The 11,711-nt window shown below is 64.1% G+C and carries 17 protein-coding genes; 1 reads left to right on the forward strand and 16 read right to left on the reverse strand.

Annotated elements, in window-relative coordinates; all coding sequences use genetic code 11:
- Positions 1-37: 37 nt before the first annotated feature.
- From FAB82_RS11350 to FAB82_RS11425, 16 genes are all read right to left on the reverse strand, one after another.
- Positions 38-370, reverse strand: coding sequence for a hypothetical protein (locus tag FAB82_RS11350; RefSeq protein WP_136534659.1), 333 nt, complete (start codon positions 368-370; stop codon positions 38-40).
- A 13-nt stretch (positions 371-383) separates the two neighbouring features.
- On the reverse strand, positions 384-1,865 hold the full coding sequence (locus FAB82_RS11355) for a hypothetical protein (RefSeq protein WP_136534660.1): 1,482 nt from the start codon (positions 1,863-1,865) through the stop codon (positions 384-386).
- Positions 1,866-1,988: 123 nt separating this feature from the next.
- Positions 1,989-2,285: a YbaB/EbfC family nucleoid-associated protein gene (locus tag FAB82_RS11360; protein ID WP_136534661.1), complete on the reverse strand. Its 297-nt coding sequence runs from the start codon at positions 2,283-2,285 to the stop codon at positions 1,989-1,991.
- Positions 2,282-2,719, reverse strand: coding sequence for a hypothetical protein (locus tag FAB82_RS11365; RefSeq protein ID WP_136534662.1), 438 nt, complete (start codon positions 2,717-2,719; stop codon positions 2,282-2,284). Before FAB82_RS11365 ends, FAB82_RS11360 begins: the two co-directional genes overlap by 4 nt.
- Positions 2,720-2,764: 45 nt before the next feature.
- Positions 2,765-3,772 (reverse strand): hypothetical protein, encoded by a 1,008-nt coding sequence (locus tag FAB82_RS11370; RefSeq protein WP_136534663.1) that lies wholly within the window; start codon positions 3,770-3,772, stop codon positions 2,765-2,767.
- Entirely contained in the window at positions 3,773-5,005 is a 1,233-nt protein-coding gene (locus FAB82_RS11375) for an ATP-grasp domain-containing protein (RefSeq protein WP_168801549.1), read from the reverse strand.
- Positions 5,006-5,503: 498 nt separating this feature from the next.
- Positions 5,504-5,878, reverse strand: coding sequence for a hypothetical protein (locus FAB82_RS11380; RefSeq protein ID WP_136534665.1), 375 nt, complete (start codon positions 5,876-5,878; stop codon positions 5,504-5,506).
- Between the two features lie 33 nt (positions 5,879-5,911).
- Entirely contained in the window at positions 5,912-6,289 is a 378-nt protein-coding gene (locus FAB82_RS11385; RefSeq protein ID WP_136534666.1) for a hypothetical protein, read from the reverse strand.
- Positions 6,279-6,716 (reverse strand): hypothetical protein, encoded by a 438-nt coding sequence (locus tag FAB82_RS11390; RefSeq protein WP_136534667.1) that lies wholly within the window; start codon positions 6,714-6,716, stop codon positions 6,279-6,281. Before FAB82_RS11390 ends, FAB82_RS11385 begins: the two co-directional genes overlap by 11 nt.
- A gap of 153 nt (positions 6,717-6,869) precedes the next feature.
- Positions 6,870-7,661 carry a hypothetical protein gene (locus FAB82_RS11395; RefSeq protein WP_136534668.1) on the reverse strand — a complete coding sequence of 264 codons (792 nt, stop codon included), beginning with the start codon at positions 7,659-7,661 and terminating at the stop codon, positions 6,870-6,872.
- Between the two features lies 1 nt (position 7,662).
- The gene (locus FAB82_RS11400) at positions 7,663-8,046 is read right to left on the reverse strand and encodes a hypothetical protein (RefSeq protein WP_136534669.1); all 384 of its coding nucleotides are present in this window, start codon (positions 8,044-8,046) and stop codon (positions 7,663-7,665) included.
- 16 nt (positions 8,047-8,062) lie between these two features.
- Positions 8,063-8,536 carry a toxin-antitoxin system YwqK family antitoxin gene (locus FAB82_RS11405; RefSeq protein WP_136534670.1) on the reverse strand — a complete coding sequence of 158 codons (474 nt, stop codon included), beginning with the start codon at positions 8,534-8,536 and terminating at the stop codon, positions 8,063-8,065.
- Positions 8,537-8,545: 9 nt separating this feature from the next.
- Positions 8,546-9,271: a YwqJ-related putative deaminase gene (locus FAB82_RS11410; RefSeq protein ID WP_136534671.1), complete on the reverse strand. Its 726-nt coding sequence runs from the start codon at positions 9,269-9,271 to the stop codon at positions 8,546-8,548.
- A 34-nt stretch (positions 9,272-9,305) separates the two neighbouring features.
- Positions 9,306-9,836 (reverse strand): hypothetical protein, encoded by a 531-nt coding sequence (locus tag FAB82_RS11415; RefSeq protein WP_136534672.1) that lies wholly within the window; start codon positions 9,834-9,836, stop codon positions 9,306-9,308.
- 1 nt (position 9,837) lies between these two features.
- A complete protein-coding gene (locus FAB82_RS11420) occupies positions 9,838-10,197 on the reverse strand; it encodes a hypothetical protein (protein ID WP_136534673.1) in 360 nt (119 codons plus the stop codon).
- Between the two features lie 78 nt (positions 10,198-10,275).
- Positions 10,276-11,130, reverse strand: a complete 855-nt coding sequence (locus FAB82_RS11425; RefSeq protein WP_136534674.1) for a hypothetical protein — start codon at positions 11,128-11,130, stop codon at positions 10,276-10,278.
- Between the two features lie 291 nt (positions 11,131-11,421).
- Here FAB82_RS11425 and FAB82_RS11430 point away from each other — a divergent pair, with 291 nt between their 5' ends.
- Positions 11,422-11,703 (forward strand): hypothetical protein, encoded by a 282-nt coding sequence (locus tag FAB82_RS11430; protein WP_136534675.1) that lies wholly within the window; start codon positions 11,422-11,424, stop codon positions 11,701-11,703.
- Positions 11,704-11,711: the final 8 nt, after the last annotated feature.

The raw sequence follows: 11,711 nt of genomic DNA on the forward strand, positions 1-11,711 counted from the left end.
CTCGAGACGGCCCCGTCACATTATTCCTATAAGGACCCTAAAGGTCGTCGCCGGGCAGTTCGGGCATCCGCGCCGCCACCCATTCGTCCACGGCCCCACCGTTTTCGATCGCCGCTTGGAGACCGTTCATCATGCCGTGGAGGGTCCCGCGCAGGTACTGGAGGTTGCGCCAGGTGGTGGCGTGGAAGTCGGCGTACTCGGCCCGCGCGTGCTCGACTCCCCCTGAGCCGGAACCGAACGCGGGCGCATTGGCCAGCGTCCCGGAGTCCAGGGACGGGAGGATCTCACCCTCCAGCTCCTCTAGCAGCTCGCCGAGGAACTGCCGGTAGCGTTCGAGTGCCGCCGGGTCGTACGTGCGGGAGTTCGCCATCTCGCCTTCCTCTCTACGCGTAGGGGTCTTCGTCTTCATCGACGAAGCCCCACAGGCTCTCGTCCTCGACCACGCCGCCATTGCTCCCGGAGTCGCCGGTGTCCATCCCGGCGTCCGGTGCGCCGTCGGTCATCATGCCGAGGTCGATGACGCCGTCGTCGCCGAAGTCCATGGTCTCGACGGCCTCTGCGACGTCGTCTCCGAAGGCCGCGGTCCCTACGGCACCGGCAGCGCCTGCCGCCACACCGATCGCCGCCCCGCCCCAGTTGCGGGGCGATCCCTCGCCTTCACCGGGTTCCTCGCGCCCGTCTCCGACAGGGCCCCAAGGCGAATCATTGTCGGGCTTCACACCCGAGGGCGGTTCCAGCGACGGTTCCTGCGTGGTCTGGGGCCGGGTGATGCCGAAAGGCTGCCGCATCACCGGCGGCTGAAGGTTGATGTAGGCCTGGTCGGCCACCGCCGGATAGCCGCGTTCGATGCGGATGGTCCGCACCGAGCGCAGCGCGTCGTCGCCGTGCCCGCCGCGCTCCTGGATTTCCGCGTCGATCTGGGCGTGCCGGTCGGCGTATGCGCGCCGGCTGCGCTCGACGGCGGCGCTGTAGTGGTCGGTCGCGTCGGCCACGGCCAGCGCCTTCGCCTCCTCGACGGTGATCCCGTCGGTGTCCAGGCCGTCGCGTTCGAGATTGGCGGGGTCGCGGTAGTGCTCGAAGTACTGCGCGACCCGGGCGTCGATGTAGTCGATGATCTCGGTCGCCAGCTCGGGGTCGGCCCCGGCCAGCGCCAGCACGTGCTCGGCGTCCTGGCAGGTGTACTCGATGCAGTTCCCGTTCCACCACGCCGGTCGAATGTGGACGGACACCCAGCTGTGCCAGTCGCCCTCGATCCAGAATCGGGGAGCGGGGAACGGGATCTCGCCGGTGTCGCCGCCCTGGAGCGAGTGAAGGGCGTCTTCAGTGGACTGGAGGGAGGCGACGGTCGAATCGATGTCCCCCAGGACCCCCTCGACCAGGTTGCGGGTTTCGCCGCAGGCGGCCTGGAGGGTTTCGAAGCCGGGGCCGGACCAGCCTTCGGAGAGTTCGGTCAGGCCGGAGCCCAGCCGCTCGGACCAGTCGGCGAGCTTTCCGGCGACCTCTTCGGTCCAGCCTTGGCGCAGGCGCTCCAGCGAGTGCTCGTCGGTGCGTTCGGGCCGGACGGCGGCGACGGCCGAGCGGAAGTCCTGCTCGCTGGGGAAGGCCATGTTCCCGTCGGCACCGGCGACGCGCGGAGCGAGCCGGTAGAGCTGGTCGGCGACGGGGACCGCGGAGAGCAGCTGCTGCCAGTCGTTCTCGGCGGGATGCTCGGTGGGGTTGGTGCAGTCGGCATTGGCGCAGGGTCGGCGCGGCGGGGCGGGGCGACCGGCGGGGTCGCCCTGGACCGGTGGCTCCACGGCGCCGAATCCCATGGACGCGGTTTCGATGCCCGCATACGGTTTCGGCTGGAACTGGTTGTCGCTCATGGAGACGCACCTCGACGTGACGGAGCCAGAGTTCTCCTCAGCGTAGCGACTCCCGGCGGGCTCCGCCATCCCTTGATGGTCCCCAATGCACGACCGGGGCCGGAACGGACTAGGGCCGGCGTCTCACCCGAGTTCGGCGTAGTGCTCGGCGGCGATCGCGGCGGCGGCGTCCTCGGCTTGGCCCTGAGCTGCCGTGATGGCGGCCTGGAGTTCGGCGGCGAGGCTCTCTCGATCGGTGACGCGCAGGATGTTCTTCTCCAGGAAGACGATCCCGACGAGCCTTCCGCGCAGGTTCACGCAGGCCCGGGCGTGTCCCGACTCGGTGAGGTGCTCGAACGTCTCGTGCTCGCGCCGGGCGAGTGCCGCTTCGATGCGCTGCATGACCTCGCGGGCGCGAGGGTCGGCGAATCGGTCGGTCATGGCCGCCTCCTCGATTCGCCTTCCGTGAGGTCGGCGGCCCCGCGCTCCCGCTCCGTCTCGGCGGCGTCCCAGGCGGCCAGCAGCGACGCGGCGAGCGCGTGGTTGCCGGCCCCGGAGGCGGCGACGTCGAACTGGATCTTGCACAGGCGCCCGCTCGAATCGATGGCGATGGCGGTCAAGGAGTTCTCGTCGGTTCCGACGTAGCGGGCCTTGGCGAACTTCTCCAGCACTGCCTGCGCATCGGCGAACTGCTCGGCGAACGCTTCGACGTCGCCGCGGGCGGGCGGGTCGTTCAGGAGTCGCTGGGCGTTCTCCCAGTTCTCGTCGTGGGGAAGCTTCTCGAGCGTGGCGCGGGCTTCATCGATTTGCAGCTCATAGTCATCGGGCACACCCAGGTGCGCCTTGGGTGGTGCTCCGTCGTCTGGGGGTGTCACGGCCGCTCCAAGTTCGCTTCCCGAATCGGGGGGTTCGCTCGAATATTACCGGCGCCCTGCGACCTTTTCCAGATCCCGATCCGCCGGCGGCCGGGGCGGCCGGGCTCCCGTGCCGACCAGCGTTCGGCCCTCGGACGGGTCGTGATCGTCGCGGCCACGTTGGCGCAATCGGGTGATGAGGAGCGGGCCTCCGAACGCGGTCGCCAGCGAGGCATTGATGAACACGAAGGTGAGCAGGTCGAATTTCAGCGGGGAGACCGCCACTGCCGCGATGTACGTCAAGCTCGGCTGGATCGAGTACAGCAGGGTCATGAACAGCGGCGCGGTGCGCTGCATGCCGATCTGCAGCAGGTACAACGGCAGAGCGATGCCAGCCACGGCGACCGCGGCGATGAAACCCAGCCGCCCGGCCGCGACGATCTCGACCAGCTCCGCGGGTCGCAGCAGCAGGATCGCCAGGGCCGCCATCCAGGTCAGGTGGAACCGGTGGGCCATCACGAAGACCGGGCTGATCCGCTCCCGCCCCAGCCGGTAGGACAGCAGCGGGATGGTGGCGAACAGCCCGCCCGCGATGAACGCGACCCCCGTTCCCAGGACGAACGACCGGTCGAACGCGATCTGGCCGATACTCAGGGACCGGCTGGTCACCGCCATCACGAACAGGAGCGCTACGGAACCGACGCACAGCTCGACGACGACATGGCGCCGCTGCCCCTTCGCGAAGCCGATGCAGGACACGACCAATGGCGCCATGCCGATGCCGATGGCCGAAGCCAGCGGGGCGGGGATCAACGAATACGACCAGTACAGCCCCAGAAAGGCCACCGCGGTGGACACGTTCAGATAGACCAGCAGCCGACGTGTGTCCCGGCGCAGCGACTCGGGTCGGGTGGAGCGCCGCACACCGGTGATCACATTGCAGACGACCGCGCAGGAGGCGAAGGCGCAGAACGACAGCAGCATGCTCTCGGTGCCACCGATATTGCCGGTCAGGAACCCATTGCCCGACGCCTGCAGGACCACGGCCGCGACGATGAGCACCACGCCGGGCATCTAGACGCTCGTCATCTCGTACAGGCGCGCCGAGTCCTCAAGTCGGTGTACCCGTTCGACATCGGCTATCACCGCCGTCGGGTCTGGATCGACGAAATAGGCCACCCCCGCGCTGGCAACGTTCAGCAGCCGGTTCACCACTTCGGTGTCCTTTTTAGGCAGTTTAGAGAAACTGTGGAAGGTGCGCATCCGGCGAATCAGGTCGAGGCCCGGCATGGCTTTGATCGAGCCGTCGCTGGGTGTCTGGAGGGAGACGGTGGCCAGACATTGGTGCGGCCGGTAAGGCGCGGTAACCCGGTCCTTGAACACGTTGCCGTCGAGCACCGAATCGGCCAGTAGTGTGGCCTGGCTGTATCCGAACGAGCGGAAGAAGACGTCCGGAGGCAGCACCGGCCCTCCCAAACGGGAGTTGACCTCGATCAGCCTCGGCCCCTCCGCGGTAAAGCGGACCTCGGTGTTGGAGGCGCCCTCGGTGACACCCAGCGCGTCCAGGCACCGCAACGTGTACTCGACCACCGCCTTATCGTCAGAGTTCAATTCCGTGAGCATGCGCAGGCTGCGCCAGACCGGAACTCCATCGAATTCGTCGAAACGGTTGAGCGCTACGGAGCAGAGCGCGTGCCGTCCATTGCGAGTCACCATATTGATGCTGTACTGCGGCCCGGAAAGGTACTCCTGCAAGACCACCGACTCGTTCGTGATCCGCAGCAGATTGGATCGACCCAGGATCGCGGCGACGGCCCGAGCGGCCTGGTCGGGCGTGTCGCATACCGCCAGTCCGTCGCTGCCGCCGCTGGAACTGGGTTTGACCACGATCGGATAGGAGCAGAACGCCTCCAGCGCTGCGGGAACCGCCGACGCTTCGCTGACCACCGCGGTCTTCGCGACCGGGATTCCGCGGGATTCCACTGCTCGGATCATCTTGAGCTTGTCGCGGCGGGCGCCGTCGAGGGCGAGGTCATTGTGCGGGAGCCCAAGGGACGCAGCCAGCCGATCGGCGAGGTCGACGCCCATTTCCCCGCCCGGCAGGACTGCGGTCGTGCCGCGGCGCCGCAGTTCAGCGCGGGTCTGCTCGAACGAACGGTAGATCAGCTTTCCACCCGGCGCCGGGTCGATGTCGTACTGGTGCTGCCATTGAGGCTCATAGATGTGGAAAGTGGAAACTCCGCGTTCACCGAAGGCGTCCGCCAGGTTAATTCCACTGGAGAACAAGTCGACCAATGCGATTTCCATTGAAATTCTACCTCTGTTCATTTCATCACTTCTCACCCGCGGCCATAGGAATGGCCGGTTCGGCGCCGCATCGCAATGGTGCGCAGGCTATTGCCGAATCGTTTCGCGAGCGAGCGAGCGACTGCCGGGTAATGGTGGAGGTGCCGGACCGAAGTCGGCGCGACAGGAGGAATCAGGTCGTTCGGTACTGGGGACCGTGAATATCCATTGGCGATCAACGGGGATCACGGTGACATCATGGAGCGTAACGAGAATGGAGCGCGTCCGCTTGACACGGCGAGAATCGGAAACGTCTTCCTCCCCGATTCAACGGCGTTTCGCCACTCTCCGTGACCAGCGAGCGGCACTCACCAGCGACCTCTCGGTGAGACATCACGCTCGGTAATCAGATCACGATATGATAACGGTTCAGATTCTCCACCGGTTCCGCCTGGCGGGCAAGGGAGAGCGACCTTGGAGATTCTCGACCTCCACCGGCCGACGGCGGCGTGCACTGGCTCATCGAACCTCGACCACGTACAACGTATCGGGGCTCATTCGGTCACCGTAATCCTCGGTGACGATGCCCGCCTCCGCCAGCAGACGCCCGATCCACTCGATGGCTTCCGAATCAGACCCGATGTCGCCCATGACCTCCGGATAGCCGCGGTCCCCGGCGTTGTACGCCGCCCGCGCCGCGGCGCCCCGGGCTGGCGGTGTCCAGTAGAAGAGGATGCCCCGAAAATCATCGTCATTCTCCAGCGAGACGGACACGGCTCTGTGGTCCGGCCAGACGGGGTCGGAGCACCAGGGAATACCGGCCTTATCAAGGCATGCAACCACTGCGGCCTTGGCTTTCTTGAGCTCCTGATAGGAAGCACTCTGCAGCGACATCGATGACCTCCGGTGCGAACGGGCTCGATTCAGTCACGGCGCCCAGACGACTTCAAGCGTGAACGGATCAGCGACATCATCGGTGTCTCTGGTGGGGATGCCGGCCCTCATGAGGATATCGGAGATCCGCTCGACACCTTCCTTCTCCATCTGCGCAGTGCGATCGATACCGAGGTCGTCCCAGGCACCGGTCTTCCAAGCCATCATGGCCTGGGCCGAATCCGATCGAGCCAGGAACCAGTTGATGAACACGCCGCGTTCACCCTCGTCCATCTCAACCGTGACCTGCGCTGCGGCAAGACCGGGTCGATTGAAGCCTTCAAACCACGGAATTCCGGCTTCTCCCAGGCACGCAACAACAGAGGCCTTGACGCGCTGGATCTCTTCCCGCGTAGCGTTCTCAAGCGACACTGATGATCTCAAGCGTGTAGGGATTCATGTCGTCCTTCAATTCCCGGTTCAGAATTCCCGCAGAGTGAAGCACCACGGAGAGTCTCCTCGCCCATTGTTGTTCAAGTGACGTGGCCTGATCAAACGAAGGGTCATCCCACTCACCTGCCTTCCAAGCGGCCATCGCCGATGCCTCTTCGGATCGAGCCGGTCTCCAATAGACGAACACTCCGCGCCCACCGTCATTATTGTCAAGCATTACGTGCGCAGCACCGGTGTCCAGCGGAGGAAGCAAGTCTTCATACCAAGGTATTCCAGCATCGTCCAGTGACGCGGTTACCTTGTCGAATATCCGCTCCAGCTCCTCGAACGAGGCATCCTCTAGTTCATGCATGGCTTCAACATATCGATACATGTGGTCACAGTCCTCGGTGTGCAGCTCACCCACCCGACAGCGTCCCCGGAGCACTGACGACCTCCAGCATGTATGGGGCGAAGACGTTCTCCGCCGCCAGAGTGCGGCGGCGGCCGGGCCGCGACTCATTCGAGTTTCCCTAGCGGGTAGGAATTCCAGGTCTGGCGCGGGCCTGCTTGATCGGTCCTAGCGGATGCCGGTTACACGGAGGGTGTACGGGGAGCAGTTGTCCTGCAAGTCCTCGGTGAGGACGCGCTCCTTCATCAGCGCCACGGCCAGCTCATGAAGCTTGTGCTGCTTGATCTCGCCGGCCTCGGCCAGTGCGGAGTCATCGAGCTGGTTGTCCGCGAACGCCTGCACCACACGGCTGTTCAGCGGCTCGCCTACGAACCAGGACAGGTACACGCCGCGGCCCTCGTCCTCGAGCTGGTCGACGACTATCTCGACCCCGGGTTCAGTCCCGCGCTCCTGCTCCGGGAATACGACGTAACCAGCTCGGCCCAACCGCTCGCCGACCGCGTCGACCGTCGCGGCGAAAGGACCGAATTCGGCCTTCCCGTCGGGGAATCCTTCCGCGTCACGGATCATGGCGCGCAGCACTTCGACTGAGGCATTGTTGAGCAGTGCGAGCTCTCGCAGGTCATCCGCGGTCGGCTCGCCCTCCATGTCGAAGAACTCGGCCGTATAGCTCACTGCACCGGGATCGACACCCGCACGAGTGAGCGCCACCTCCGCGGCAACGCTCGGCTGCCGCTCGCTGTAGATCTCAACGATCCGCGCCGAAGCGCCACGGGAGGCAAGTCGCTCCAGCAACTCGATCTCCACTGGCTTCTTACCGATACTCCGAGCGGTGAGCACAGTCCCGTCGGCAAGCCGAACGGCAGCATAGTTACGTCGCACCGGACTCCACCCCGAAGGGGAGTCACTTTGCCTGGCCCGAAAGGCCACCGCGCTGAGTTCCAGGCTGTCGATCGACATGTCAGTCCTCCTGCATAACTTCCAGGGTGAAGGGATTCATAGGGTCATCAGTGTCCCTGGTGAGGATACCGGCTGCGCTAAGCGCGGCTGCGATGGTTTCCATCCCGTGCTCGGTCTTGGTTCCGACATCATCAATCTCCGGATTATCCCAATCGCCACCCTCAAAAGCCTCCACCGCCACGCACCTCTCGTTGCGACCTGGCAACCAGAAGACGAAGACTCCACGGTCACCAGGCATATCATCAAGGGCGACAATCGCAGCCGCGTGATCCGGCAACCTGTCAGCATCATTAACCCACGGGATCGCGGCAGCCTCGAGCGCACAGGTCACCCGCTCAAAAGTCTGCTTTAGCTCTTCAAGCGGGACGTTTTCCAGGTCCCTCACAGTGCAGCCTCGCCTTTCAATGTTCGGTTATGTCCCCAGCATGTTCAGGACCGAGCACCGGTGGAAGCTGCGGATATCGACTGCGATACCGCTGGACGACTCTCCGACTCGACTCCGAGAGCTGCTTAACAGATGCCGGCCGGGCAGTTTCACCGTCGGGCTCAAAGTCGACAGTCCAGATCGCTACTCCAAACTCGTTGCCAGTCGCCCGAAGCAGAGTCCCGTCGTCCCTGAAAACACGCGAGATGCCATGGAGATGGCCTTTTCGGTACCACTCCTCGAAGACAAGGTCGCCATCCTCGTCGATCTCCCCTGTCGGGCCGTCTCGTACGCCGTCTTTGAAGCTCAGGAACTCGAATCCCCCATCGGACCGCTCCTCGCCGAGCACACCATCGAACAAGTAGTCGCCACGCCAATACATGGAATTGTCATCGATGGTCACGTCATCGCCAGACGTTTCCAAAACTCTGGGATCGTAGTCAGGTTTCATATCACTACTCTATCCTAAGAAGCCGGTCTTATTTCCATACGGCCGGTCCCAGCCGTCCCAAGCACCATCAGCCCCATCGAGCATCTGCGCACAGTTCTCGCAGCATGCCATTCGATCTCCATAACCCTCGGAGCCTTCCTTGTTCACTTTGACGTTCTCGACCATGAATTCACTGAGATCAGGGTCTCTACCGTCACTTCGTGCATCACGTAGCGCTTCGTTCATCCCTCGCACTTCCGCATGTTGGCCGGGCACTCCATGATCGACTTCTATATCAGGGAGATCGGACCCCCTGGGGTTCGGCATGGTCTCGGGCTCCAGCTTCTTCCAACTGGGGTCACCATCGTCATATTTCTTGAACCGCTCCTTGAGTGGCGGTTCAAGAGATTCTTCGGTCACATCCATTTTCGTGTTGTGGTTGTAGTAAATACGACCACTTTCGCGGTCCCAGACGGCACTCATGCACGGTTGACGCCTTCCAGGGCCCCAATACTCCTTGTATCGGTCGTCACTGACCTCTGCGAGCTTCTGAAGCAGCGCATCTCGCAGTCGTGCCCTGTCTGCAGCGGGGTCGCCGGTGGGGGTGAGATGTGTCGGCGCTTTATTGGGGTTGGAAGGTTTTACAGGATCCTTCTTCTTTTTCTTCTTCTTATTGGGATTCTTGAAATCCGCGTATGGATCAGTTACCGATTTGTCTTCGCGACCCAGACTGCCCGAGCCGTTTTTTTCCACCATTTCGAGTTCTCTCTTGAGAGGTCGGAATTGAGGGCTAAGAAGGGCTGAGGCCGATAGCGGTGCGAATGATGCCGTAGGCGGCGGTGTCCTGTGCGATCAAGGCCGCATACATGCTGGCCAGCGCCGCCGTGAAGGCCACTGCACCGGATTGGTAGGCCGCCAGCACCGCTGGAGCGGCCGGGCCTGCCGATGAGACTTGCGACCACTGACTCGGACCCAAGATCACCATCGGGGTAGGCAGGACCCTATAGCCGATCGCCTCCGCCGATTGCTTGGTCGCCTTCAGCGCCGTCACCGTGGCCATCATGGTTGCGCCCATGCTCTCCAGCGCGCCCGCGCACACCACCAGTGCCGCATCACTGCGCCCTATGAAGCCAGCAACATCGCCTCCCCAGCGCACCATCTCCTGGTAGTCATCGCCCTGCCAGCTCGCGCCCATCCCCGCGACTTCCCCTGCATGCTGCGCACCCAAAGTGGTCACCTTCCCGGCCGCAGCCGCAATGGCCGCACCGAGGGACATCAACTGGGCCGGATTGGCGTCAAGCGCCTGCTGAAACGTGGGCATGTCAGGCCCGCACCGACGGTCCGCCATTGATGGTGGGCACTTGGAAACCGCTCAGGTCAGATTCGAAGGGTTTGAAGTCGGCGGCTCCGTCTTCATCGGCCTTGTCCCAGCTACGTGCGACTTTCGTGAGCACGCTGTGGGTGTCAGACAAGTGCTCGTGGAGCTCCTGCATGTCCTCTTTGAAGTCGTCGGCAAACTCCTTCGCCCCATCTGCGCACATGAAGCCGCGGTTGGCGGTTTCCGCCCGCTGGGCCGCGCGCACCACGTCCTGCGGCAGGCTCTTCGCCTCGCTCGACAACTGCTTCATCTTCTGCGCACCGGAAAGTATCCGGGCGCTCTCGATCATCACAATGCCGACCATGGCCGAACCTCCAGAGACACAACGCAAGCACAGAGCGCTCACATTTTATCGTCTGGTCGCCAAGGCAGGGGTACGCGATCAGCGAGTGGCTTCCGCCCCAGCCTGTTGGGTTCCGGTGTCTCCGTTGCCGTTCTCCAGTGGCCATACCGTGGCCTCGACCGAGCCGACAAGTTCCAGCGGGCCCACCAGTGACGCCGTTCGCGCGACGGTGAAGTCGTCCAGAGCGAGCAGGCTGATGCCGCCGCGGCTTTGGGCAACTGCGGCGTAGTAGGCACCGGTGCCCCGGTCCTGGAAGACCCAGCCCGGTCTGGTGTCGGTCGGAATCGTGGGCACGCCTCCCGCCCGCCGCGGGTCCGGCAGGGCGCCGGTGGAAGCGGTGTCGGGCGCGAACGGCGACGTCGGGTAGTGCGGCTGGGGTGCCGAGCCTTCTGGGTCGGTCGGGGTTTCGTTGTAATCAGGCACTTGATACCTCGTGGGATCGCCGGATACAGGGATGGGCGGCGGGTTCATCGGCTGGTCGGGGACCGCGATGAGGGCGCGGACCTCCACCTTGCCGGCGACGGTGTTGACGGCGACCACTCCGATGCCGAGTGCCACCAGGTCAAGGCCCACCGCGAGGAGGACGCGCAGGTTCGGGTCGAGTCCGGTACCGAAGCGCGCCAGAGAGAACAGTGCAACAGCAAGCGCGAACACGACGAGTCCGGCCATCGCACCGGCGAGCGCGATCGGCCGCGAGACCCGCGGGGCGGGGGCGGACGGCCACTTCTCGGCGGCGCGGACACCGCCGAGTGCGATCGCCGAGAGCGCGGCCAGCGCGAGACCGGCGACGGCGAAGGCGATCGCGGCGGCGGTGAGCCGGCCGGCGATGTCGTCGATGTAGTCCACGTAGGGCTCCAGATCGTCGGGCTTGCGTTGTGTCGGTTCGGGCTCCATTGTGCGGCCCGTGCACGCTATCGAGCGTAGGACACCGACCTCCCCCAGTTTAGTGTCGGATTCCCGACATGGAGTGATCGCCCGCAGGTCATTGCGGCCATTGATCGATTCCGATTCACTTGACGATGCTAGGTTCGCGGTCGCGCGTCGAACCGGCGAACGTGCACTCCGTCAGGGTCGCGGCATATGATGAGGGCAGACCCCGTGAAGGGTTGGGAGCCAAGAGACATGAGTGAAACTTGCATAACGTGAGGTCCATGTGACCCGTGTGGCAAGAGATGGGAATGAACGATGAGAGAGACCTTCTGGACCATGGCGGCACACATGTCGCCAGTGGCGTCCGCCGAGATCAATACCAGCGGGATCATCGGCTTCTTCCTCTCGAAGATCGCCCCGATCCTCCTCGCCATCCTCGGCTTGATCTTCATCGCCCGCGCCAATAAGGGCGAGGTCAGCCGCGTACTCACCTCCTCCACCATCGCCATCCTCGGCATCGCCTTCATTGCCGGAGCGGTCGTCCTGGTGGCCGTCGGCGGCGGTCTCGTCGACGTCCTCTTCAGCAACGAGGATTAACCAGCCCC

It is taken from the genome of Glycomyces buryatensis, from assembly GCF_004912275.1.
In the GTDB taxonomy this organism is placed as follows: domain Bacteria; phylum Actinomycetota; class Actinomycetes; order Mycobacteriales; family Micromonosporaceae; genus Glycomyces; species Glycomyces buryatensis.

Bases quoted from the DNA above. Each gene is read 5' to 3' on its own strand.
- FAB82_RS11350 (WP_136534659.1), bottom strand. From the start codon at position 370: ATGGCGAACTCCCGCACGTACGACCCGGCGGCACTCGAACGCTACCGG.
- FAB82_RS11355 (WP_136534660.1), bottom strand. From the start codon at position 1,865: ATGAGCGACAACCAGTTCCAGCCGAAACCGTATGCGGGCATCGAAACC.
- FAB82_RS11360 (WP_136534661.1), bottom strand. From the start codon at position 2,285: ATGACCGACCGATTCGCCGACCCTCGCGCCCGCGAGGTCATGCAGCGC.
- FAB82_RS11370 (WP_136534663.1), bottom strand. From the start codon at position 3,772: ATGCCCGGCGTGGTGCTCATCGTCGCGGCCGTGGTCCTGCAGGCGTCG.
- FAB82_RS11375 (WP_168801549.1), bottom strand. From the start codon at position 5,005: ATGGAAATCGCATTGGTCGACTTGTTCTCCAGTGGAATTAACCTGGCG.
- FAB82_RS11380 (WP_136534665.1), bottom strand. From the start codon at position 5,878: ATGTCGCTGCAGAGTGCTTCCTATCAGGAGCTCAAGAAAGCCAAGGCC.
- FAB82_RS11395 (WP_136534668.1), bottom strand. From the start codon at position 7,661: ATGTCGATCGACAGCCTGGAACTCAGCGCGGTGGCCTTTCGGGCCAGG.
- FAB82_RS11405 (WP_136534670.1), bottom strand. From the start codon at position 8,536: ATGAAACCTGACTACGATCCCAGAGTTTTGGAAACGTCTGGCGATGAC.
- FAB82_RS11410 (WP_136534671.1), bottom strand. From the start codon at position 9,271: ATGGTGGAAAAAAACGGCTCGGGCAGTCTGGGTCGCGAAGACAAATCG.
- FAB82_RS11415 (WP_136534672.1), bottom strand. From the start codon at position 9,836: ATGCCCACGTTTCAGCAGGCGCTTGACGCCAATCCGGCCCAGTTGATG.
- FAB82_RS11420 (WP_136534673.1), bottom strand. From the start codon at position 10,197: ATGGTCGGCATTGTGATGATCGAGAGCGCCCGGATACTTTCCGGTGCG.
- FAB82_RS11425 (WP_136534674.1), bottom strand. From the start codon at position 11,130: ATGGAGCCCGAACCGACACAACGCAAGCCCGACGATCTGGAGCCCTAC.
- FAB82_RS11430 (WP_136534675.1), top strand. From the start codon at position 11,422: ATGAGAGAGACCTTCTGGACCATGGCGGCACACATGTCGCCAGTGGCG.